Below are 23,259 nucleotides of genomic sequence, written 5' to 3' on the forward strand. Positions count from 1 at the left end.
TGCCGTTGTCGGAGAGGGTTTTCAGTTGTCCGTGTTGCGGTATGGTTTTAGGCCGTGACCACAATGCCGCGCTAAACATTTTGGGTTTGGGAAGGCAAGCCCTGGGCCTTTGCCCTAGAAGCCCCTGGATTCATTCAGGGGAGCCTTCACATGATTGATTTACATGTCATATGCTACAGGGCACTGCAAAGGTTGTCAACGACTGGGAGGAAGTCTTGGTTCACACCCCATGGACCATACTACTCCTTGAGGTGATACCGCATGTTCGTGCCCAAAAGGGTATTCTTTGAAAGGGACGCCCTCAGGTACCCCCTGGGTGAGAGACTCTACCACCGCTTCAAGTCCTCCGGGCTACCACTCTCCTACACAACTGGCCACAACCGGGTCACAGGAGTCCCTGGGGACACACCAAGGCGGGCCTACGCGGAGGCCAAGGCCACCCTGGTTGTGGGGGTCAAGCGTTCGCTGGAATTCCAGGGGTCCCGGCCCTCGGCCGACTACGCCCTGCCCCTGGTCACAGGCTGCCCTGGACACTGCCAGTACTGCTACCTCCAGACCACGCTGGGCCCGCGCCCTTACATCCGTGTCTACGTCAACGTCGACGAGATCCTGGCCAGGGCAGGCCGGTACATCAAGGAGCGTCTTCCCAAGGAGACCTCCTTTGAGGGGTCTTGCACGTCGGACCCGGTGCCCGTTGAACCCTACACCGGTTCGCTGGCCTCAGCCGTGAGGTTCTTCGCGGGCCAGGAGAAAGGCCGCTTTCGCTTCGTAACTAAGGACCCCCAGGTGTCCGGCCTGCTGGGCGTGGAGCACGGAGGCCACACTGAGGCCCGGGTGTCCCTGAGCCCTCGTTACGTGGAGGAGACATTCGAAGCCGGGGTAGCTCCCACCAGCGAAAGGGTAAGAGCTGCCAGGCAACTGTGGAAAGCAGGGTACGCAGTGGGCTTCCTGGTGGCCCCGGTCATGGTTTACCCAGGGTGGAAAGAGGAACTCGAGGATCTTCTTAGGCAGGTAGCCAAGGCTGCCGAGTGGGCCCCCTTTCTCGAGGTTGTCACCCACCGCTTCACAGCCCGCGCAAAGAGGCTCATACTCGCGAGACACCCGGGCACCCTCCTTCCCCTGGAGGAAGAGGGGCGGCAGTACCGGTTCGGCCAGTTCGGCTACGGGAAGTACGTCTACCCGCCCAAGGTACTTGAGGACATCCGGGCCTTCCTCCAGGAGGAGACCCAGAGGATCCTTCCAGGTTCGCAAGTACGCTACGTGGTCTAGGCTTCACCGGCGGTGCAGCCGGCCCCCCGCCCTCCGTATCACCTGCATGCCGAAGCGCCTGCGGAGGTGGTCCATGGTCTCAAGGAGTGCCTCCTGCCGCTGGGATGCCTGGCTGTCCTCAAAGAGGTCACCCTGGTGAAGGGCATCCCTCCGGGACACCAGGTTGGAGACCTGGATGCCGGTGAGCCTCACCCTCTTCGTGCCGGTCCCAGCACCCAGGAGGTCCCGGGCAGCCTGGTACAAGAGCATGTCGTCGGCGGTGGGCGACCGGAGGCTCCTGGAACGGCTGGTGCTCTCGAAGTCCTCGGTGCGGAGCTTCAGCGTGACGGTCCTTGCCAGGAACCCGGATGACCTCAGCCTGTAGCCCAGGGCCTCGGCCAAGCCCAGAAGCGTCGAGGACAGGGTGTTCATGTCCGCCACATCCCTGGAGAAGGTTGTCTCCTCACTCATGGATTTGGGGTCTGACCCCAGTTCCAGTTCCCTCTGGTCCACCCCCCTGCAGAACTCCATCATGGCCCTGCCCCTGGAGCCAAAGTGTGTCTTGAAGAACAAAGGGGGCATCCCCTTGAGATCCCCTACCCTCCTTATGCCCATGGCCCGCAGCTTCGAGCCTGTCCTCTCCCCGATCCCCGGGAGCACCCCGACATCCAGGGGTTCCAAGAGCCTCTCAGCATCCTTGGGGTCAATCTCCCGGAGGCCGTCGGGCTTGGCCATCTCCGCCGCCAGCTTCGCCAGGAACTTGTTGATGGCTATCCCCACAGACACGGTAATGCCCAGGTCCCGCTTGACCTGGGCTCTTAAGTCCCTGGCTACCTCAACGCCGCGGCCCTCGGGCCCCCGGACCTCAAGATAGGCCTCATCGATGGAGACGGCCTCCACATCCGGGGTGTAGCGATCCAGGATTTCGAGGAACTGGCCTGAAACCGCCTGGTACTTGGCCATATCGGGCTCTACGAAGACAGCCCCGGGACATAGCCTCCTGGCGGTAGCCAAAGGCATGGCTGAGCGAACACCGAAGGCCCGTGCCTCGTAGGAACAGGTGGACACTACCCCCCTGCTGTCGGGATTCCCCCCCACTATCAGGGGCTTCCCCCGGTACTCGGGGTTGTCACGCTGCTCGACAGAGGCATAGAATGCATCCAGGTCACACAGTAGCACATATCGCCTCACTAGGCTCACCCAGGAAAGAACTTCTCCCCGCGCCCTCGAATCCCTGGCACCCCCGGTGGCTCTTTCACGATGCACCCCTTCTTCCGCTTGTGGGCGTGTTTGGCCTGGTAGAGCCGGGCATCAGCCACGTTCACCGAGTCCTCCCAGTAGATGGCATTCCCCTGGCACACCGCCACGCCCATGGAGGCGCTGAGCCGCACCACACCCTCGGGCCCTCCAGGCTGGCTCTGGGCCAAGGCGTTCTCGATCCTGGGCCATGGCCAAGGCCTCTGCCCTTCCGGAACCGGGAGCCAGCACGGCGAACTCGTCCCCTCCGTACCGGGCTACCACGTCACTCTCCCGGGTAAATGCCCTGAGGATCTTGGCAAACGCCTGGAGCATCCAGTCCCCCGTGGTATGACCGAACCGGTTACTGGCTGTCTTAAGGTCGTTCACGTCCAGCACCAGCGCTGACAGCTCCCCGCCGCTCCGGACCACCCTGGGGCTCAGCGCAGTCTTGGCCCCCACATGGCTAGGTGCGGGCTTCGCCCGGCTGGACGCGCCCGCACTGGTCTATTTCGGATTGACCCTGCTCACCTTGGCCTGGACCTCGCGCAAGAGGGAGCGCTGGAAGGGCCTAAGCCCTCTCCTCTCCTATGGGAGTTACCTCTGGGTACTCCTGGGGCGCTAGGCGCCCTTCTCCCTCCGGTAGGGCAATGGTACGTACTGGATAGAAGGCCTCCGGCCGGACGGCTGCGGGTAGTGGTCCATGAGCCTGTATATCTCCTCCGGCAGCGCCCCGCACACAGGGAGCCCCAGGCGGGCGAGTTCCTCGCAGGTTATCGGGTAGTCATGGGTCCAGTGGCCATCGGTGAGGTAGTCAGCGACGAATTCGGCCTTCTCTTCGTCAAGGCGTTCCTTGAGAACCTCCAGGACGGTAGCCTTTACCTGGCTCATGGCCTTAGCAGCTACGTCCGCCAGGATCAGCGTCTCGTCGTCCACCCTCTCCCGGGGCTTCATGTCCACAGCCTTGAGAACGGACACCGCCGGGAAGTTCCCAACCTGGGGGTCCAGGGGACCCAGGACCGCATTCTCGTCCATGACGATCTCGTCCGCGGCCAGTGCAACCAGGGTGCCCCCGGACATCGCATAGTGGGGCACGAACACGGTGACCTTCGCAGGGTGGCGCCGCAGGGCCCTGGCTATCTGCTCCGAGGCCAGCACAAGCCCACCCGGCGTGTGGAGCAGGAGGTCCAAGGGCATGTCGTCCGGCGTCATGCGAATGGCCCTCAGCACCTGCTCGGAGTCTTCAATGTTGATGTAGCGCGAGAGAGGCAGCCCGAAGAAGGCCAGGGCCTCCTGCCTGTGGATCATGCTGATGAAGCGGGAGCCCCTCTTCTTCTCCAGTTGCCTCATTATCCGGATGCGCTCCATTTCCAGCTGCCTCTGGCGGATGACGGGCACCAGGGTAAACAGGATTAATATAAGCCATATCCAGCCGAAATTATTCACTGCCCCGGCCTCCTTTCACCATGTGTTACAGGGATGACTCAAGTCATGATTGCTTGCTTCTCCATGGTAATGCCCCATACCTGCAAAGGAACCCCGAGGGAATGGCGTGGGAGGTCTTGCCTCATTCCAAGGATACAAGCAGGGAAATGTTTCGCCCGAGGATAGGATAGTACTCCTTCAGCCCTAGAACCTCGAGTTTCTCCTGGGTCCGGGCGGGCAGGTCTTCAAGGGGCAATCCCTCCAGGATCATTGAGGTGTCCGCCAGGTCAAAGGTGCCCTGCACGGTCACCCTGCCCAGGTAGTCCCGGTTCTGGGGGCACACCGCCTGGCACCTCATACACCCCACAAGGCAGTGGTGCCAGCGGGGGTCCAGCCACGAGGGGAAGTGCCCGCCCATCTCGTTGAAGCTGGTGAGGCACCGGTCAGCCCCGATGAGAAACCTGTCCCGGCGGATGCTGCCCGTGGGACACTGGCTCATACAGGCCGAGCACCCCTCGCAGGCATCCATGGACTTGGCCTCCCGCCAGTCATCGTCCTGGGGCAAGAGGCCGGCATAGTATGTCATGAGCCGGCAGAAACTCCCCATTCCCCCTACGTAGCAAATGTTGTTTCGCCCGTACTCACCGAGGCCGCTCCTGGCCGCCAGGAGCTTCGCGGGAAGCTCGGCCCTCTTGAAATGGAGACCCTCGGCCCCCAGTGTGCCTGAGAGGACCCCGGAGACCCTCTGCTCATCCTCCCTGTAGACGTATGTGGGAGGCACGGTGAAGGAGCGGCTGCCGTCCCTAAAGCTGAACCTCACCTCAGCCACTGGACTTGGAACGGCAACCACCACCAGGGACTGGGCGCCCGGGAGGTGGTCGTCACAAGCCCGGAACCGCCCAGAAAACCAGGTCTCGAAGAATGCCCTATCCATTTGCTTGTAATGCCCGGCCATCTCCCTCTCCACGTCCTCCCACCTCTGGATGGGAAGGATCTTCACCCTGGCTCCCAGGCCTTCCAGGGCAGCGGTGAACCTGCCTGCCACACTGCTCGCCACGGGGGCACCCCCTTCTTTGTTGTAACCACCGTTTTGACTTACGGGGGTTACAGGACTATAATTAACATACCACGGGCACATGTAACGGTCAATAGTCCAATAGGGGGTTACAACCCTTGGAAAGCCTTTGCCTGGATTTCGTGAACACCAAGTGGTATAACACCCACAGTCTCTTCCGGGAACCCCTGGGGGATCCCACTTGGCTCAAGGGGTTCCTTGCCAAGTGGAGCCTGGAGGTCCCGGATTCTCCCGGATCCGCAGACCTGGCCTCACTATTGCACCTTCGCACCTTCCTGGAGGGGCTCCTGGCCAGGGTGGCCCAGGGGCAGGCACTCACCCAGGAGGACCTGGGCGCGCTGAACGCCTACCTATCACTATGCCGTCTCGGGCGGGTCTTTTCGGGAAAGACAGGCAATGAGAGGGTCGTGCTGGTGCCCTTTGAGAAGGACTGGGACTGGGTACTCTCAGAGATCGCCGCCTCCTGCGCAAACCTCCTGGCCCAAAGGGAGCGCAGCCGGATCAAGATCTGCGAAAACCCTGACTGCAAGTGGGTCTTCTACGATGAGAGCCGGAGCCGGAACCGGCGCTGGTGCGATAAAACCTGCGGCAACCTCTTGAAGGTTAGGAGGTTCCGGGCAAGGAAGAGGCAGTCAGGGGGCTAGGGCCCAACATGATAGCCCCAACTCGAGTGCCAGTTCAATGGACTGGTCCAATGTTCCCAAGACCGGAACCTGGCTTGCACGAAACGTGCCACCCTCCGGAAGGAATATTCCAGCCCATTGCCCAGGCCTTGGCAGGAAACGCTCCGCGCGTGTCGAAGTCCACACCGAGAGGGAGATGAACCCCAGGGTCCATGCGGCCCTTTTAAAAAGCTCAGATATGTGAATGAGTTCACAATATTGAAGCCGGGGTTGACATTCTCCCCAAAAGGGGGTTTCATGGATAGGAGGACCCTGAGAATGCTGGTCCAATTGACGTGTCTAGAACCGGTTATGCTTGTACTTAACGAAATAGGAACTATGGATCGGTGGGCCAATAGGCCCGGCAGGGAATGGAGCATTCCTGGACCGCGGCCCCTTCACATCCTGCGCTGATAGCAGGCACGGAGCCTGGTCCCCTGGAGATAACGACTAACTGGAAAGAGGCGGATCCACAATGGACGCATCCGTAACAGCCCTTGTAATCCTTGGAGTTGTCATCGTGCTTTACATAACGGAGAAGATACCCCTGGCCCTCACATCGGTGGGCGCCTGTGTTGCACTGGCCCTCTTCAATGTGGTGGACTTTTCCGTTGCCTTCAGCGGCTTTTCCTCCCAGGTTGTGTTCCTGGTTGGAGGCATGATAGTGGTGGGCACCGCACTGTTCGAGACCGGCGTCGCCCAGGAGATGGGTCGTGTCCTGGCAAGGGTGACCGGCAACAGCGAGCGCAAGGTGATGCTGGTCGTCATGGTGGTAGTGGGCCTGCTCTCAGGCTTCCTGAACAACTCGTCCGCCACAGCCCTCTTCATCCCCGTTATCATGGGGATGGCCGCGGCTTCCCGGGGGAAGGTGAGAGCCAAGAACCTCCTGATGCCCTTGGCCTTCGCCGCCAACACTGGGGGTATGCTGACCCTGGTGGGGTCCACTCCCCCCCTGATAGTCCAAGGCATCCTGGACACCGCGGGATTGAAGCCCTTTGGCTTCTTCGAGTTCGCCCTGATCGGTGGCCCCCTTCTGGTCCTGCTCATCCTCTACATGCAGACCCTTGGGTACAAGATCGAGCAATCCGTCTTCTACGGCACCGTGACCAAGAAGACCACCCCCTCCAAGGTGAGCCTGACCCATCACTCCGGCAATGAAAAGCCCAAGGATAAGAGGAAGATGATCACCTGTTCCGCCATAATGGCCCTGTGCGTAGTGCTCTTTGCCACTGAGGCCATCCCGGTTCACCTTACATCGATGCTCGGAGCGGTGCTGGTAATACTCACGGGCTGTATCTCGGAGAAGGATACCTACAGGGATATGGACTGGACCACACTCCTGGTCCTGGCGGGCTCCATGGGTCTTGCCGCAGGCCTTGACAAGAGCGGCGCCGGCCGCCTCATTGCGGACACCGCCATAGGCGCCCTGGGCAGCCAGCCCAATCCCTTCCTCATCCTGGCGGTGATCAGCGGTCTCGGGATGGTCATGACACAGGTAATGTCCAACACTGCCACCACAGCCATGCTGGCCCCCATAGCGCTCTTCATGTGCCAGGGGCTGGGCATATCCCCCTACCCAGTGCTCATGGCCCTGGCGACGGCCTGCGCCGCCGCCTACTGCACGCCTGTGGGCACCCCCCCCAACACCCTGGTGCTGCAGGGAGGCTACAGGTTCAAGGACTACCTGATGGTGGGGGGCATCTTCAACCTGATAGCCTACGCAGGGATCCTCGCCATCGTCCCTGTGGTATGGCCCTTCTAGAGTCCTAAGAACGGGTGGGGGGGCGTCTAGCCCCCGTCCCCCCACACCATCCGGCATGCCGGTCTGCACCGGGCGGTTAAGGGTTGTTAACGGAGCGCCAGGTAGCGAGCGGCAAGCCTATCAGCCCTGCCTGCGCCAGTATTCAAGGTCCAAGGCCTGGTTAGGCGGGGCACCCGCCATGAACGAGGATCAGCCCGTTACCTGCTTCCCCGTGGGATGAAGATTCCGCTTGAGAAATACAAGGCGCAGTGGTATGGTAGAACGCTGGTGGAAATCGACCAGTGGTTCCCATCCAGCAAACTCTGTCACGACTCGGTTACAGGATGGATAAGATGCCGCTTTCAATCAGGGAGTGGACATGTCCTGAGTGCGGAGCCATTCACGACCGGGACGAGAATGCAGCGTGGAACATAGAAGCGCAGGGGCTTCGTCTCCTCGGCCTTTCGGCCGTTCATTGAGGGGCGGGCCTTGAAAGAGGCCGGCCTACTCTATCAAACGGGGTCTAGAGTCAATGAGGAACGGAACACGTCTTACCGGGGAAATTGGGGAAGAGTCGCGCATTAGCGGTCTAGTCCATGACTGGTGAACACTTGCAGCTACTTCCGTTCAATAAAGGCAGGGTAGCGGCCTGGCAGGAATCATCCCCATTGGGCAGGTTGGTTTTGAACGCTCGGCACCAACACCACAGTACATCTGAGAACACATCACCCACCGTTGCCTCGGCCAGCCGCAGGGCAGACCAGCCTGCCTCAGCCAGGCTGGTGGTCACCCGGCTATTCAGGTCATGCCACTTATCGATCTTAACCTCAATCCATGAGCCGCCCGGCGGGGACAGGCTGAACCGGCAACCTGAGGCCGAAGGCGCCAGAAGGGTGATCCTGTCATCGAGGCTTAGTCCAGCGCCAGTCTCCTAGACTCGTCAACCGAGGGCAGCACCCTCCCACATGTCTCAACCAGGCTTATTTCTCTCTCTTCCAGCCCGTACGCATCATACACAAGGCAATCCAGGGCGGCCTCCAGGCGAGCCTCCACATCACGGTCACCAGCACCCCTGGCATGAGTGATGCGCTGGGCCAGGGAGGCGATGCCCTCGGCATGGATCACTGGTGCCAGGGGGAGCGACCTGAGCTCGTAGGGCTTGGTGTTGAAGGTCCTGGAGAAGACGGAAAAGCGCCAGTCAAGAAGGCTCGAGTTCAGCAGGCCCAGCACATACCAGGGGTCAACGCCCTCCCTGGGGAACAGGTACCGGACACCGTTGGAGAGAACGGCCTCCGTCTCCAGGAGGGCAAAGTGAAGCCTCCTTGCCTCCCCCCGGTGCACCATTTGCCTGCCAATGAGGACCGGGCGCCGAGCTGTGGACGTGATGGCCGCCGGTCTCCTGGCGAGGAATTCCTGGCGGTTCACCCACGGGGGCAACCGGCCGGCCGCCCGCAGGTCCACCCGGTACCGGCGCACGTGGATCCCCCTGAGAAGGATGTGTCCTGTGTTCTCCCAGGAAGCCAGGTCCACGTCGGCAGTCTCGTGAAATGGCCCTTCCCCCACCATCTCAATGATCTGGTCAAGCCTGGGGTGTGCCGACAACCTCTCTAGAAGCCTCAGGCACTCCCCGGTAACCCCCGGGTTGGGTACCTCGTAGCGCCCCCGGGTGAGGACCTCCAAACGGGCCCTGGATAGCTCAAAGGCTCGAAGACCAGGCCCTGATCCCAACCGGAACACGTAGTCACCGGAGGGCTCCTTCTTCACCAGGGTTACCGCGCCCTCCATTACGGGCCCGCCTCCAAAAAACCCCTTCATATCAGGCACTGTAAACTGCAGGACCTCAATGACCGTGGCACCCTCGAAGATCCGCCTCCTCAAGAGCACGGACTGGTCCTCACCCAAGAAGGTGGCAGGGTGCATGAGCGCACAAAACCCCCCGTTACACACCAGCTCGAGGCACCTCTCCCAGAAGAGCTTGTAGAGGTTGAGGTTGCCCTTTTGCAGGCGGTAACGAGCCTGGAAGTAGCGGGAAAGGCCTTCGGGGACCCCTCCCATGTCCTTTAGCCTCACCCAGGGGGGATTCGTGGCCACAGCGTGAAACCCTGGGTTGACCGCCCCGGAGACCTCCGGGAACTGGGACCCGTAGTCAAAACCCCTCACTCCAGGGGGAATCTCTGCACTCCCCGGCCAGACCAGGGAATCCCCCACCTTCACCTGGCAAGTCACTCCCGTCCCGTCCTGGGTGAGGAGCCTCAGGGAGAAGCGGGCCACACTGGCAGCAAGGGCATCCACGTCCACACCATACAGGCACAGGCTCAAACCAGGGGGCCCAACTCGCTGGAACCACCGGAGGGCCTCGATGAGAAATGTGCCTCCACCACACGCTGGGTCCAGGAACCTCAGGGGCCCGGCGGTAGCGTCCCAGCACTCCGCCAGGGGGCCGAGGCACCCCTCCACCATGTGTCGGGCCAAGTGAGGAGGTGTGTAGAACAGTCCTCGCCGTTTCCTCGCGGCCCTCTCGTCCCAGTGGAGGCAATCATAGAGATAACCCAGGATGCCAGCGTCCCCTGGCCCGATGTCCCTTTCCAGCCAGAAGAGGCCAACCCTTCTCACACAGGAAGGCTCAAGGTCCCGGCCAGTTCCCAGGCCCTCCAGGGGGAAGACCCGGCAAAGGGACCCGAGGTCCCCCTTGGCGGCATCGTGCACTACCTGTTCCAGCCAGCCCTGGGTGGAAAGACCCGCAGGCTCGGCCATCCTCAAGGCCGCCATGTGCAGCACCAGCCAGGTCAGGCTCCCTGTCCCGCTGTGCTTGCCCAGGGCCTTCACCATGCCCCTGGCATCCGCCAGCAGGTTAGCGGCATCCAGCGGCAAAGTAGTCCTCAACCTCCTTCACCTGGGGCGCTGCAAGCCCGTAGAGAGCGTAGACGATGCCATCCAGGAGGCCGTCCCACTGCATGCCAGTCCCGTAGAGTTCCCCAACCCTCCGCTCCAGGGATCCTGGGTCGCCGCCCGGCAGTGGCAGTTCCAGTACAGTGCTCTGGTTCAGCTGGGGGAATATACCCTTGTGGGCAGTGGCCACCTTCACCACGTAGTAGTTCAGCGCCTTGGATGCCAAGAGTCCCGCCAGGAACTCCACGGAGAGCGCCCCCGCCGGTCTGAGATTGTAGACGGACTGGAGGGTGACGAACCCATGGTAGTCAAGGGTGGCCCGCAGGAGCCGGCCAGTCTTCACCAGCACTGCCTTCGGCGCCAGGTAGTTCATGGGGTCCTTGCGCGCCTCCCGGGGGTCCATGACCATGCTGGGCCTGAGGCTCGCCAAGCGCTTCACGTCCCTGCCCGCCACTACGGGAAGGCCACTATGGGTGTGGACGTGCCTGGCGGGACTCGTCTCCTCTCCCCGGGAGATCTTGTAGTGGGTCCCCAGGATGGGCCCGGAGGCCCGCATGGTCGTGAGCACCTCTATGCCACCCTCCACCAGGAAACGGCGCCGGGGCTCAGCCAGGATTGCCCTGGTATCCAGCCCCCCGGCCTCGCGGAACCCGTCTTGCGAAAGGGTGTAGACCCGGACCTTGCCCCTTGACGGTCTTCCCGGGCGGGCCTGGACCACTGCCCCGGAAACCCCTGCGGGAAAAACCGGCCCGACCTTGATGATGGCTTCAAGCCTGGTGTTCTCCAGGAGGAACCGCCGGACCCTCTCCGGCTCATCCCTGGCCAACAGCGCGTCACTGGTCAGGAGGGAGACCACACCTCCAGGCCGGGCCAGGCAGTTCACGGACCTCTCCCAGAAGAGCCACGCCGCATCATACTGGCCCTTCGCCAGCCGGTAACCCTTGGGCTTGGGCAGGCCCTTCAGTTGCTCACCGAAGAGATAGGGAGGGTTGCCCACCACCAGGTGGAACCCCCCCTCCCGGAAGACCTGGGGGAATGCCCGGGACCAGGAGAAACCCTCCATCTCCAGGCTATCTCCCTCGACAAGGTTCCCGGCGGGGAAGGGCCTCAGGGGCTCGCCCCTGTCCCGGGCAGCCAGCCAAAGGCGCCAGCGTGCCACCTCCAGGGCATTTGCGTCCATATCCACCCCGTGGAGGCATTCTCGGACTATTCTCTCCCTGGATAGGGACGGGTCCTGAGCCGCCAGGACCTCCATGGCCGCGACCAGGTAAACCCCCAGCCCCACCCCAGGGTCCGCCACCCTGGGGGGCCCATCTCCTCTCTCTATCACTGAGAGGGCCTGGCCCACCGCGAATAGCGCCACGGGCAGGGGTGTGTAGAACCTCCCCGTGGGCTTCCTGCCCTTCAGGGAGCCTTCGTATGCCATCCCCAGGGCGCCCGGCCCTATGGCCAGTTCCAGCGCTCCGGGGATGTGCTCCCGGTGGGTGTAGGGGTAGGCAGCCAGTGCTCCTAGGGCCTCCATTAGCCCCTCGCCATCCTGGGCACGGGTCTCCCCGGGACTCAGCACCCCGCCCCAGGGCGCCACGGGCCCACCTGGCCACATCTCTCCACCCCTTCCCAGGGCATCCAGGGCATCCCTGGTCACCCGGTAGGGGTTATCACCGGCGGGCCAGCCGCGGGCCCCCTCGCCGGCAGCCAGCATGGACAGGAAGAGCCAGCCCGCCACCGTCCAGAAACAGCCAGCCCGCTCCAGGGCTAGGGCCAAATCCCTAGTAAAGCGCCTCCAGAGGCCTTGCCAGTCAAATGCCCGGGAGAGCCCCTCCGGGAGCCCCGGGCCAGCCCTGAGGGATGCAAGCCGGGGGAGTCCTGCCTCATCCATCTTTAGGAGCACCGTGCGCCCTCCCGGGCAAGCCGCGAGCCAGCATCCTCCGGGGGTATCCAGCCACAACAGGACCTGGCTAGAGCCCCTGTCCCCGTGTAACAGGGAGTCCATATCAGGAAGGCCCTGGGAGACACAGAGGTGGTAAACATCCACCCCCTCGGCGGAGGCCAGCCACCGGACGTCGAGCCCGTCCAAGGAGGCCTCTCCCTTCCGGGGGTGGTAGCCCAGGGCGCTGAAAACCTCCCTGGCACGGTCCTCACCCCCGCCGGCGGCCAAGAGCGAGCGCAGTGTGGCCCTCACCCTGACCCCTCCCCCACCCAAGCCAGGGTGGCTATGGCCTCTTCCCGAGAAGGGAGAGGTCCCAAACCGGAATCCCCCAAGGACTCCTCAATCGCCTGGACCTCGGGTTCTGGCAGGCCAAGACAGAGGTAGACCGAACGGTCCATTGCCCTGTCCAGCGTTAGGTCCTCCCCGCGGGAAGCCTCGAGGCTGCGCGCACCCAGGGAGAGACCCCGGGCCATGGCACGGGTAAGGGGGGGCACGGGAATGTTCACGATCTCGTACCCCTTCACGTGGTAGGTCGAGGAGAAGGCCCGGAAGTACCACTCCGAGAAGGCCGAGTTAAGCAGGGCCAGGAGGAGGTAGGGATCGGCTCCCCCTGGCTCGAGCCAGAGTACGGAGTTGCCTATTATGAGGGGCTCATCAAGGAGGGCAAACTTCAGGCGGCGGGTCTCGCCAACCTGGAGTACCTCCCTGCCCACCAGAACGGGGGGCAACTTGACAGCCCCCGGTTTCCTCTCCAGGAAGGCCTCACGCCTGAGGAACATGGGGTACCTCCAGTGGGAACCGCCCTTGAGATCCAGGTGGTAGCGGTGAACCCTCATCCTCCGCACCAGGGGCTCATCAGCGGGGTTCCGGGAAAGGAACTCCTTGTGAGCGGACTCGTGGAATGGCCCCTCCCCGGCGCGGATCCGCCCGAGGGTGCCCAGGCGGGGCAAACGGGAGACCCTCTCCAGGACCGCCCTCTCCGCGGGCAGCGTGAGCCTGGGGATTGCCCTGCCCTCTCCGAGAACCCTTCCGTCCGGGGGGAGGTCCACACCGCCCCTTCCCCATTCAGCCAGCCACACGCCCTGCCTTTCCGAGCCGCCAGTCCAGACCAGTGCGGCCTCCACCAGAGGGGCTGCCTCGAAGCCCTTCTTGACCTGGCTCTTGGGCACCCGCACAACCCCTTCCAGCCCCGCATCCAGGAGAAGCCTCCTCAATGGAAGCGAGCAGGCCTCCCCTAGAAAGGAGGAGGGAACCACCAGCCCGATCCTCCCACCGGGGGCCACGATCTCCCGGGAGAGTTCAACGAAGAGCCTGTAGAGGTTGTGGTTTCCCCGCTGGTGGCGGTACCTGCGGGCAAAGAAGGCAGCCATCTGGGCCTTCTCCGAGGGAGAGGCCAGTTGTCTCAGCCTGGACCAGGGCGGGTTCCCCAGGACGTGGCTGAAGCCGGCGCCCGGCCTCACGCACCCGCGGCTATCGAAGAACACCTCGGGATACTCAAGCTCCCAGGGAAAGGCCCTGGGGCTCTGGCTCCACGAAGCGTCCGGTGAGAATAACTCCTCAATGCCTCCTGCCACCTGCCGCGCCCACCCGGGGGTGGTCCCCGGGGCCCCGTTCACCCTGGCCCTGACCATGCAAGCCAGGTCTGGGCCGTGATCCAGGGCCAGCACCTCCCTTGAGGGCGCCGGGGAGGTAAGGGCGTTGCCCACCCGGAGGTTCCTCCCAAGCGCCACGCTACTAGCTGAGGGGTCCACACCTGCCTGGAGCGCCAGGGTTAGGGCGGCAACGTCCCGGGAGAAGGGGTCGATCTCCACCCCGTACACCATAGGGCAGGGACCCTGCGACAGGAGGGCCTCAAGCGCAGGTGCCCCCTTGGCCACGCCGGATGCCCCGGCCATGTCCCGGAGGCGCTGGAAGAACCCAAGGAGAAGGCTGAGCGCCTCGCTCAGAAAGGCCCCAGCACCCATGGCCGGGTCTACCACCCGGATCCTCCCGGTGCCAGCTACAGCCTCAAGAAAGCCCTCCCGATCTCCCCGGGAGAGCGCCTCCAGGTAACGACCCTCAAGATCCCTGAGGGTGGCCCCCAGGGTGCGGTCCACCAGGAAGCGTACCACGGCCTGGGGCGTGTAGTAGATGCCCCGGGCCTTCCTCGGTATCTCCAGGCACAGCCTGGAGTAGAGGACCCCCATGGCATCCAGTGGGCCAGGCCCCTCCCCTACTAGTTCCAGGACCGCCAGGAGGGCATCTCCTGCCAGGACCCCTAATTCAGAACCGCCAGGGAAGAGCGTGTTCCCCACGGCATCCCTCAGGCGGAGGCAGGCCAGGGCCAGATCAGGGAAGGGGTCCCTCCCCGCCTCGAGGTCGCTGGCTGCCCGGGCCAGCGGACCCCCGGTAAGAAGGCCTCTATCTACCGCCATCCCCAGGGCGATGATATCCAGGATAGCCCTGCCCGCAGGCTCCCGGGGCACGCCCTGCCTCACCAACCGCCCGTGGAGGAGCGCCACACGCTCCACCCACGAGCCACCCTCGGGGTCCTCAAGGTCCTGCGGGAAAACGTCCTCGGTGCTCAGCTCAGGCTGCACGCCTTCATCTTCCCCCTCACACATCTAAGAGCCTGGATATGACCTGTAGGGTCCGTCCTTTAAGCCTCTTTGCATCCTCGGGCCTCACACGCCTCTCCTGTGGCGGGTATGCTGGCCAAAGCCAGGGCCGCCGCACAATTCCGTTGACAGGTACCTTAGGCCGTTTTCACCGATCAAGGTGACTATGGTCCTAAGCCGCGTAAAGTGCCTTGAGGCCATGAGGCAGCCGCCACGTTACAGCCTGCGGATATGCCGCAGGACATTCCCTGAAGGCGCGCCAGCGAGCGGGCCACTTCCAGGGCCTCCTCGGAACTTGCCTGGATGATTATCCCCTCTATGCTGTGGGAACCCAGGCCACCCCCGGAGAGCACCGCACACCTCGGGTTCAACCACCAGCACCTTCACGCCGGGGTCCCTCTCCTTGAGGAACCTTCACACTCCGCTTACAGTTCCGCCGCTCCCCCGGAGGCCACGAATAGGTCTGCCTCTCCCCGCCTCCCCCATACCTCCGGCCCTGTGGTCAGGTGGTGGGCCCTGGCATTGTCCTCGCTGGAGAATTACTCCAGCCTTGCCGGGATCCTCACCTTGGTCCCCGGGGTGATCCTGGACAACCTGACCACGGGGGTCAGGCCCACCGCCCCCTTGAGGCCATCCATCACAGCCCTCCTGGCTGGCCAGTCCAGTTCCACAGGTGCTACCTCCCCTTGTGGTGCTGCCTGTCTACACATGTCCAGCTATTCCCTTCCATCCCCCTGGCCCCTTCCCCTTCTTCCCCCGCCCGGGTAGTTTCCTGGCACATATCCCGGGCGCTCCAGGCCAGACTAGATGAGAGGGGAGGTGGGAGTACTGCTGGGCTTTCTGAGACGCCTGGCCCGGGGCGGGAGGGCCAGGGAGAATTCCACTTCCAAACCCGATCCCATACCCAGCGGGCCCCGGGAGAAGGTGACGGCCAAGGTCCACCCCGGCCTCCACAAAAACCTGGAGGAGCTCAAGGGCACAATAGGCCATAACCCCGACGTCATATTCAGAGAGGTTCACCTGGGCATCAAGAACCGGGTCAAGGTGGGCCTGGTGTACATTGAGCAACTGGTTTCCAAGCCCCTCCTCTACCGGAACGCCCTGGAATCCATGCTGGTCCAGGCGCGCCAGGGCCCTCGGAGCGACTTCCTCTCCGGCCCCTCTCCGCTGGAGTACCTCAAGAACCACGCCATCTCCATCGGGGACGTCCAGGAGACCGACCTCATGGATGCGGTGATCGGCCACATCCTCGCCGGGGATACTGCCGTGTTCGTGGATGGGCAGGACAAAGCCTTGATCCTCTCGGTCAGGGGGTGGGAGAACCGCCCGGTGGAGGAGCCCGACGGGGAGATCGTCATCCGGGGCCCCAGGGTGGGCTTCACTGAGACCCTCAGGACCAACATGGCACTGCTAAGGAGGCGGATCCGTACGCCCGCCCTGGCCTTCGAGTCCTTCCGCCTGGGAAGGGCCACTCACACCGAGGTGCTCTTGGCCTACATCCAGGGCCTTGCCCCGGAGAACCTCGTCAAGGAGGTCAGGAGGCGCCTGGATACCGTCGACGTGGACGGCGTCCTGGAGAGCAACTACATTGAGGAGTTCATAGAGGATAATCCCTTCTCCCCGTTCCCCCAGATCGAGCATACAGAACGCCCGGACAAGGTCACCGCGGCCCTCCTGGAGGGCAGGGTCGCTATACTCACCGACGGCACCCCCTTTGCGCTCCTGGTGCCAACCCTCTTCGTCCAGTTCCTGCAGGCCAGTGACGACTACTACGAGCGCTTCTTCATAGCCACCTTCGCCCGGCTGGTGAGGATCCTTGCCATGGCCACTGCCCTCCTCTTGCCAGGACTCTACGTAGCCATCACCACCTTCCACCAGGAGATGCTTCCCAGCCAGCTCGTGTTCAGCATCGCGGCCCAGAGGGAAGGGGTACCCTTCCCCGCTGTCGTTGAGGTGTTCATCCTGGAATTCACCTTCGAGGTTCTCCGGGAGGCCGGGTTGAGGCTCCCAGGCAGGCTGGGGCAGGCCCTCAGCATAGTCGGGGCACTCGTCCTGGGCCAGGCCGCGGTCCAGGCCGGCATCGTCTCCCCTGCCCTGGTCATGGTGGTAGCCCTGACCGGCCTGGCTACCTTCGCGGTACCCTCCTTCGCCATGACGGTGGCCCTGAGGCTTCTCAGGTTCCTGCTCATCGCCGCCGGAGCCGGCATGGGCCTCTTTGGCATCATGGTCACCCTCATGGTAGTGACGACCCACTTAGCAGCCCTCAAGTCCTTCGGCACTCCCTACCTCGCGCCCATTTCCCCATTCTCCCTGGGCGACATGAAGGACGTGGCAGTGAGGGTGCCCTTGTGGGCCATGACCAGGAGACCCCAATCCCTGGGCAGCGCCAACCGGACTAGGCAGGCCCTGAGGCAGGCTCCGGGGCGGGCCCCCCTTACAACCCTCTGGAACTGGATGGGCTGGGGGAAGAAAGGGTGATACCATCATTGAGGCGCGTCTCCTTCACTGTCCTGGCACTGGCCCTGGCCTTCCTGGCCACTTCCTGCTGGAGCCGCCGGGAGATCAATGACCTGGCCATCGTGACCGCCGTGGGGGTGGACAGGCTCCCCGAGGAGGACAAGGGGGCCTGGCGTTTCATAGTGGAGATCCCCAGGCCCAGGGACCAAGGAGGCAGCCCAGGAGGCGGAGGAACAGCCATGGTGGATACCAGGCCCTTCCTGACGGCGGCAACAACAGGTGAAACCATTTGGGAGGCGGAACGTAACTTCGCCACCCAGTCATCCCGCAAGCTCTTCCTGGGCCAGAGCAACATCGCGATCATAGGGCACGAGGCAGCACGGCAGGGCATCTTTCCCATCATTGACTTCTTCCTGAGAAAGGGCGACTTCCGCCTGAACGGCTGGGTGGTGCTCACCGGGGTTGAGGCCCTGGATATCTTGAGGGCACCGGGAGCGCAGGAGCAGACACCGGCTCAGGAGCTCTTCGGGATGATCGCCAACGCAGTGCGGCACTCCAAGACTGTGCCCGTGGACCTTCTGGACGTGGCCAGGGTAATGGTGGCCGAGGGCAGGGATCCCCTGATCCCCAGGGTGGAACCCATCAGAGACCCAGAGGGAAAGCTCCCCGGGACCGGAGGCCGATCCGACCCCTCCGGGTCCCTGCGGCTGGGGGGATCCGGCATGTTCAGGGAGGACAGGCTCGTGGGCTGGCTGGACCCCGCTGAGACCAGGGGTGCCAACAGGCTTCTTGGAGAGACGGACTCCGGTGTAATCACCGTCCACTCACCAGATATTGGAAAGGCATCCGTGGAGATACTGCGTTCCTCTACCACTGTGAAGGTGAGCCTGGAGGGTGACACCGTCCGGGTCAGCGTCAAGTTGGTAGAACTGGGCAGCGCGGGGGAACTCTACGACCCGTCCGTGGACCTTTCCCAGTCTGAGGTGGTCAGGGACCTGGAGGCAGCCTTTGCCCAGGCAGCGGAGGACGAGATGAGGGCGGCCGTCAAAAAGGCCCAGTCCGCCGGTTCGGATGTCTTCGGCTTCGGCGAAAGGCTCGCCCGGCACGACCCAGATGCCTGGAGAAGGACCAGCTCCCGCTGGCGGGATCACTACTTCCCCAGAGCACAGGTAACCTACGACATCAGAACCACGCTCGTGACGACCCAGCAGATCCTGCACCCCACCGGGGTCTGGAGACAAATCGGGGGTGATGGGTGACGCAAGAGGAGCGGGTCTCCACCTGGCAGGCAACATGGCTTATGGTAACGACGGTGTTCCCCACCGCCATCCTATTCCTGCCCTCCATCGCGGCGGTAGCCCAGCAGGATGCCTGGATGGCACCCCTTATAGCCACGGGGAGCGGGCTTTACCTTTCTTTGCTGACCTACGGCTTCGGAAAGAGATTCCCTCAAAGGGGGCTCCTGGGGAATGCCGAGGCCTTCCTCGGCCCCTACATTGGAAAGGCGATAGGTGCTGGCTACGTTGTGTTCTTCTTCATCACCGCCTCGGTGATCCTCAGGGAGGTGGGGGAGTTCATGACCTCGGTCTTCATGCGGGAGACCCCCCTCATAGTGTTCCTGGGCGTGATGGGCTTGGCTGTCTCCTACATGGTACGGCAGGGTATCGAGGTAATAGCCCGGGTTAACTGGTTCATACCCCTGTTCATCATCGTCATCCTGGTAACATTGCTCTTCACCCTCCCTCTCATGGACCTCGAGCGCCTCAGGCCCCTGGGAGAGGCAGGGCCATGGGGCCTCGCCAGGGCATCACTGAGCGCCAGCGCCTTCCGGGGGGAGATGATCATACTCACACTGATGATCCCGAACCTGCGCAGGCCCCAGGAGGCTGGGAAGGCTGTCCTCTGGGCCAACCTCATCCTCGGCGGCATCCTCATCATCAACGGCATCGCCGTGGTGGCCACCTTTGGGCCTGTGCTCCCAGACCACCTGGTGTTCCCCACATTCTCCCTGTTCAGAGTGGTGACCATCGGAGGGTTTCTGAACCGGTTGGATATCTTCTTGATGACGTTCTGGCTTGCCGCGGTATTCGTGAAGTTCGGTATATTCCAGTATGCGTGTTGCCTCTCCATTGCCCAGGTGTTCGGCCTCAAGGACTACAGGCGCCTTGCCCTCGTGGTGGGACTTCTCCTCATCGGCGTGGCCCAGCGCCTGGCCACCAGCGTCGTGGGGGTCGCGGGCTTCCTGGAGGTGTTCTTCGGCCCCTTCGCCCTGCCCTTTGAATATCTCGTACCCTCGGTGATCCTCCTGGCAGGTCTTATAAGGTCTCTCATCGCGAACCCGGAGGGGGTGAGGAAGGGGTGATCCTTCAATCCGCAGGCGTGGTTCTCATCTACCTCCTCATAGCCCTCGCGGACCTTCCCGCCCTCATAGGCGAGGGAAGGGGCAGGGAGCTGGCGGTTTACGGGCTCCTCGTGGCCGCCGGGCTCTTCATGGCCATTGGCCAGGTGTTCGGGGCGGAGATCCCTAGCCCCCTCTTCCTGGTGGAGACCATCATCCGCCCCATACTTCCCAAGCCCCTTCTACCCTAGGCGGGGCTCTATCCTCATATCTTCCGGACCCCTCCTGATCTCCAAGGGGCACCTCCAGGAGGGGTCCTCAGCCGGGTGGTCGCTCCTTGAGTGGGCACCCCGGCTTTCCTCCCGGGCCAGGGCGGACCTGGTGACCATCTCCCCTGCCAGGAGCATCCACCGGTCCTCCAGGAGTCCCATGAGACCCGCGAAGTCCTGGGTCCCGGAGGCACTAAGGGCCTCCGCCTCATGGTCCAAGAGGGCCAGGGCCTTGATGAGGCCATCCCGGCGCCTCTCCAGGGAGACGTGCTCCCACATTATCGAGGGCACCTGTGACTGGCGGCCGGGCTTGCCCAGGGCCAAGCGGTGGAGGTCCTCCAGGGCCTCCCCGGTTCCGGGCTTGCCGGGACATCCATCCATGGCCGAGGCGGCTGCGCCCTCCCCCGCCGCGCGGCCTAAGGCCCACGCCTCTGCCAGGGCGTTCCCTGCCAGCCGGTTGGCACCGTGGACCCCTCCTACCACCTCCCCGGCGGCGAACAAGCCAGGCACCTCCGTCTCCCCTGACGGTGACGTCACCACGCCCCCCATGAAGAAGTGACACGCCGGGGCCACTTTATAGCGCCCGGTTCCCTTGGGCCAAAGGTGACTGATCCTCCCGGCCTTCCCTGCCGGGATGGTGGTAATGTCCAGGAGCGCCCCCCCGTTCACTCCCCGGCCCTCGGATACCTCCCTCCAGATGGCCTGTCCAAGGGCATCCCGCGTGAGGGATCCCAGGCCTTCCATGCCGTAGAGATCGGGTATGTTCCGGCCTTCACTGTTCTCCAGGCGCGCCCCGGCCTCTAAGAGGGCATCATAGATGATAACCAGGGGCGCCCTGCCGGGCTCCGCCAGGCATACCGGGTAGAACTGCACGAACTCCATGTCTACCAGGGGAACCCCCGCCTGGTAGGCCAGCCCGTAGCCGTCACCCACGGCTCTTCGAGGGTTATCCGAGCGGGCGTAGGCCCTGGCGCCCCCGCCTGTGGCCAGGATCACCGCGGAGGCTTGGTATATGGAGAGGCCCTCCGCTGAGACTGCCAGCGCCCCGGCGCACCTGCCTGAAGCATCCTTGAGGAGAGACGCCACGGTTATCCCGCCAAGGAGAGTCACTCCCTTAGCCAGGGCCTTGCGTACCAGGAACCGTGTGAAGTCCGCGCCCGAGGAGTGGCGGGTATTGATCATCCTGGGCTTGGAGTGACCCGCCGCCCACCTGGTGTGGGGTTTGCCCCCCGACTCCAGGAAATCCACGCCTTCCTCCCAAAAGAGCCTCATCTCATCCACGACTCGCTGGGTCATGGCCTCCACCATGGCCCTGTCACCCAGCCAGGAGCCGCCCCGCAAGGTATCTTCCGCGTGGACCTGGGGGGAGTCCTGGGGGTCCCCCCAGGGCGCCCCTTGACACAGCAGTGCAGTTGGCCTTGCCTACCGGGCTCTTGCTCACCAGGGTGACCGCGGCCCCTCTAGAGGCGGCCGCCACAGCAGCCTGGAGCCCGGCGCCCCCTCCCCCGATGACAAGCACCCCCGTCTTGTGCCTGGCGATCTCTCCGAAGTTCACAGGCCTCTTCCTCCTCGTCACCGGGACATGGAGTCTTTTCTCCCGCCCCTGTCCAGTCTTGGCCTGGTCGAGCCGCCCAGCGGCATGGCCCAGGCCATGGCGTCATCCCCTAGCCGGCCGAGGGCATGCTGCAGGGCGCTGCCCAGATCCGGCTCCTGCCTGAGAAGGCGACCCACCGTGCCCTGGGGCTGTTCTGATACAAGGTACAGGGAGGCTCGTTCCGCCGCCCTGGCATAGGCCACTGCCTTGTGGGCCCCCAGCACGAAGCCCCGGCACGCCCTGTCCAGGATCTCCCGGTGGTCCCGGGCCTCTAGCATCCACTCCCGGAAGCAGTCCTCTCCAAACCCCTCGGGGCACTGGGCTGCCAGGATGACAGCCCCCCCGGGGCGCACAGCGGGCATCGCGTTATCCAGGGCCTTCTGGGCCTGGTAGAGGTTAATGTCCTTGGGATAGCCCCCCGGCGACACGATGACCACGTCAGCCAGGCGAGGGATGGGAACCTCGTAGAGAGACGCCAGGAAGGCAGAGCCGCTGCGGTGGGCCTCCACTGGGTGCCCCGATACGGCATGCACCACCTGCTTTTCCTCGTCCAAGACCACGTTTAGGATGAAGTCAACCCCCACCAGCGCGGCAGCCTCTTCCAGGTCCTCTCTCACCGGGTTCCCTTCAAGACGGCCGGCCTCTGCCCCGGGCAGGGTCTGCAGGGAGTGATTTGCGCTGATGGTACTGGGGGAGGAGGCCCCGGGCACCAGTGCCTTGACACCCCCGGAAAAGCCAGCGAAGTAGTGGTACTCTATGTTGCCCGTGGCCACCAGCAGGTCCGCCCGGGCGGCCACCTCCGAGATCTCAACGGGAGTGCCCCTCCGGGTGACGCCCACACGCAGGTAGGGGCTCTCACCGCTGTCCAGGCACCTCACGCTTCGGGCAGTCTCCGGGCCCACCAGGGAAGCCCTCTCTGCCTCTTGGTGCCCCCGGTGTATGCCCAGGCCGAAGAGGATCGTGATGTCCTCGATCTGTACCCCCCCTGCCCGGAGGCGCTCTATGACCTTGGGCACCATGAGGGCGCTGGGGGCGGGGCGGGTGATGTCGCTGGCCAGGACGCATGCCCTCATGCCCGGCTTCGCCATATCCTCCAGGCGAGCGCTGCCAATGGGGTGGTCCAGGGCCTCGTCGACCCCCTGGGCACCCAGACCCGGTGCGGCTTCCCTTGGGACAATGGTGCCCAGGAGGTTGCCTGCGGGGATCTTCGCCTTCAGGCAGCCCTTCCCGTAGGGGAGACTCAAGGTCGCCATGTTATCGTTCACGGGCAAACCCCCCCTTCCAGAGTCTAGTGTTTCGGCCGGGAGCCGGAATACTCCTTGGGCACGATGGGCGAAAAAGAACGCGTTCAAGGAGGTGTCACTAGACCTTCCGGAACTGCCAAGGGTGCGCCTTTAGAACATCCCCGGAGAGCAAGTGTGAGCGAGAGAGGGAATGGGCGAGGTGATGTTGCAGGGCCAGCCCGGGCACCACTGGCGTGGCCGGCCCACTGCCCCTTCGCGGCATTCTGGGCGCCAGTCCTTCCTGGTACTCCAGGCCAGGATGCCGTTTCCTCTTTTGCCGCGCGCACCCCGCTCAAAGTGCCACCGGGCTTCCGGCGATGTATGGTAAGTTCGAGGCCAGGAACATTACGAACCCTGACACCAGAGGTACACTGAGGTTATCGTCAATCCTGGTTTACCAAACCTACCTAAATCGCAAGTTTGGAAGGCCGCCTCTCTTCGGCCAATTTTGACGCTTCATCCAGGATTGCTCCGAAAAGTCTTACATCCTGTCCACGCCCGTTTAGACTGTCCGT

21 protein-coding genes and 1 pseudogene are annotated in these 23,259 nt (G+C 63.5%); 9 read left to right on the forward strand and 13 right to left on the reverse strand.

Going from position 1 to position 23,259, the window contains the following annotated elements; translation table 11 throughout:
- Together AB1576_07375 and splB are read left to right on the forward strand one after the other, a co-directional pair.
- A partial coding sequence (locus tag AB1576_07375) for a zinc ribbon domain-containing protein (protein ID MEW6081581.1) occupies positions 1-158 on the forward strand: 158 nt, incomplete at its 5' end.
- Between the two features lie 103 nt (positions 159-261).
- Positions 262-1,269, forward strand: a complete 1,008-nt coding sequence (splB, locus tag AB1576_07380; GenBank protein ID MEW6081582.1) for a spore photoproduct lyase — start codon at positions 262-264, stop codon at positions 1,267-1,269.
- 3 nt (positions 1,270-1,272) lie between these two features.
- Here the strand turns inward: splB and dinB are convergent, their stop codons facing one another.
- From dinB to AB1576_07405, 5 genes are all read right to left on the reverse strand, one after another.
- Positions 1,273-2,448 carry a DNA polymerase IV gene (gene dinB, locus AB1576_07385; GenBank protein ID MEW6081583.1) on the reverse strand — a complete coding sequence of 392 codons (1,176 nt, stop codon included), beginning with the start codon at positions 2,446-2,448 and terminating at the stop codon, positions 1,273-1,275.
- Positions 2,445-2,567, reverse strand: a complete 123-nt coding sequence (locus AB1576_07390) for a hypothetical protein (protein MEW6081584.1) — start codon at positions 2,565-2,567, stop codon at positions 2,445-2,447. The genes dinB and AB1576_07390 overlap by 4 nt, the downstream gene beginning before the upstream one ends.
- Complete coding sequence (locus tag AB1576_07395) at positions 2,560-2,946, reverse strand: GGDEF domain-containing protein (GenBank protein MEW6081585.1); 387 nt, start codon at positions 2,944-2,946, stop codon at positions 2,560-2,562. The genes AB1576_07390 and AB1576_07395 overlap by 8 nt, the downstream gene beginning before the upstream one ends.
- Positions 2,947-3,105: 159 nt before the next feature.
- Positions 3,106-3,930, reverse strand: coding sequence for a hypothetical protein (locus AB1576_07400; protein MEW6081586.1), 825 nt, complete (start codon positions 3,928-3,930; stop codon positions 3,106-3,108).
- 121 nt (positions 3,931-4,051) lie between these two features.
- Positions 4,052-4,966, reverse strand: coding sequence for a 4Fe-4S double cluster binding domain-containing protein (locus tag AB1576_07405; protein MEW6081587.1), 915 nt, complete (start codon positions 4,964-4,966; stop codon positions 4,052-4,054).
- A 116-nt stretch (positions 4,967-5,082) separates the two neighbouring features.
- On the opposite strand from AB1576_07405, the gene AB1576_07410 reads away from it, so the two are divergent.
- The 3 genes and pseudogenes from AB1576_07410 (at position 5,083) to AB1576_07420 (ending at position 7,866) form a co-directional block, all read left to right on the forward strand.
- The gene (locus AB1576_07410; protein MEW6081588.1) at positions 5,083-5,628 is read left to right on the forward strand and encodes a CGNR zinc finger domain-containing protein; all 546 of its coding nucleotides are present in this window, start codon (positions 5,083-5,085) and stop codon (positions 5,626-5,628) included.
- Between the two features lie 493 nt (positions 5,629-6,121).
- Entirely contained in the window at positions 6,122-7,408 is a 1,287-nt protein-coding gene (locus AB1576_07415) for an SLC13 family permease (protein ID MEW6081589.1), read from the forward strand.
- Between the two features lie 237 nt (positions 7,409-7,645).
- Positions 7,646-7,866 (forward strand): annotated as a pseudogene (locus AB1576_07420) (zinc ribbon domain-containing protein).
- 433 nt (positions 7,867-8,299) lie between these two features.
- On the opposite strand, the gene AB1576_07425 reads toward AB1576_07420, so the two are convergent.
- The 5 genes from AB1576_07425 to AB1576_07445 form a co-directional block, all read right to left on the reverse strand.
- On the reverse strand, positions 8,300-10,270 hold the full coding sequence (locus AB1576_07425) for an N-6 DNA methylase (GenBank protein ID MEW6081590.1): 1,971 nt from the start codon (positions 10,268-10,270) through the stop codon (positions 8,300-8,302).
- A complete protein-coding gene (locus tag AB1576_07430; GenBank protein ID MEW6081591.1) occupies positions 10,239-12,458 on the reverse strand; it encodes an N-6 DNA methylase in 2,220 nt (739 codons plus the stop codon). Before AB1576_07430 ends, AB1576_07425 begins: the two co-directional genes overlap by 32 nt.
- Positions 12,455-14,785, reverse strand: coding sequence for a hypothetical protein (locus AB1576_07435; protein ID MEW6081592.1), 2,331 nt, complete (start codon positions 14,783-14,785; stop codon positions 12,455-12,457). Before AB1576_07435 ends, AB1576_07430 begins: the two co-directional genes overlap by 4 nt.
- 182 nt (positions 14,786-14,967) lie before the next feature.
- On the reverse strand, positions 14,968-15,174 hold the full coding sequence (locus AB1576_07440) for a hypothetical protein (protein MEW6081593.1): 207 nt from the start codon (positions 15,172-15,174) through the stop codon (positions 14,968-14,970).
- 168 nt (positions 15,175-15,342) lie between these two features.
- A complete protein-coding gene (locus AB1576_07445) occupies positions 15,343-15,474 on the reverse strand; it encodes a hypothetical protein (GenBank protein ID MEW6081594.1) in 132 nt (43 codons plus the stop codon).
- Between the two features lie 148 nt (positions 15,475-15,622).
- On the opposite strand from AB1576_07445, the gene AB1576_07450 reads away from it, so the two are divergent.
- From AB1576_07450 to AB1576_07465, 4 genes are read left to right on the forward strand one after another with little or no spacing between them, the layout of a single operon-like run.
- Positions 15,623-17,281 (forward strand): spore germination protein, encoded by a 1,659-nt coding sequence (locus AB1576_07450; protein MEW6081595.1) that lies wholly within the window; start codon positions 15,623-15,625, stop codon positions 17,279-17,281.
- The gene (locus tag AB1576_07455; protein MEW6081596.1) at positions 17,278-18,519 is read left to right on the forward strand and encodes a Ger(x)C family spore germination protein; all 1,242 of its coding nucleotides are present in this window, start codon (positions 17,278-17,280) and stop codon (positions 18,517-18,519) included. The genes AB1576_07450 and AB1576_07455 overlap by 4 nt, the downstream gene beginning before the upstream one ends.
- Positions 18,516-19,622, forward strand: a complete 1,107-nt coding sequence (locus tag AB1576_07460) for a GerAB/ArcD/ProY family transporter (protein ID MEW6081597.1) — start codon at positions 18,516-18,518, stop codon at positions 19,620-19,622. Before AB1576_07455 ends, AB1576_07460 begins: the two co-directional genes overlap by 4 nt.
- A complete protein-coding gene (locus AB1576_07465) occupies positions 19,619-19,849 on the forward strand; it encodes a hypothetical protein (GenBank protein MEW6081598.1) in 231 nt (76 codons plus the stop codon). Before AB1576_07460 ends, AB1576_07465 begins: the two co-directional genes overlap by 4 nt.
- Here the strand turns inward: AB1576_07465 and AB1576_07470 are convergent.
- The 3 genes from AB1576_07470 to larA are packed head-to-tail and all read right to left on the reverse strand — an operon-like array spanning position 19,841 to position 22,726.
- Entirely contained in the window at positions 19,841-21,208 is a 1,368-nt protein-coding gene (locus AB1576_07470) for an FAD-binding protein (protein MEW6081599.1), read from the reverse strand. The genes AB1576_07465 and AB1576_07470 overlap by 9 nt on opposite strands.
- A complete protein-coding gene (locus tag AB1576_07475) occupies positions 21,183-21,422 on the reverse strand; it encodes an FAD-binding protein (GenBank protein MEW6081600.1) in 240 nt (79 codons plus the stop codon). Before AB1576_07475 ends, AB1576_07470 begins: the two co-directional genes overlap by 26 nt.
- 17 nt (positions 21,423-21,439) lie before the next feature.
- A complete protein-coding gene (gene larA, locus AB1576_07480; protein MEW6081601.1) occupies positions 21,440-22,726 on the reverse strand; it encodes a nickel-dependent lactate racemase in 1,287 nt (428 codons plus the stop codon).
- Between the last annotated feature and the right edge of the window lie 533 nt (positions 22,727-23,259).

Source organism: Bacillota bacterium (genome assembly GCA_040754315.1).
Classification (GTDB): domain Bacteria; phylum Bacillota; class Sulfobacillia; order DUSP01; family JBFMCS01; genus JBFMCS01.

Bases quoted from the DNA above. Each gene is read 5' to 3' on its own strand.
- splB (MEW6081582.1), top strand. From the start codon at position 262: ATGTTCGTGCCCAAAAGGGTATTCTTTGAAAGGGACGCCCTCAGGTAC.
- AB1576_07415 (MEW6081589.1), top strand. From the start codon at position 6,122: ATGGACGCATCCGTAACAGCCCTTGTAATCCTTGGAGTTGTCATCGTG.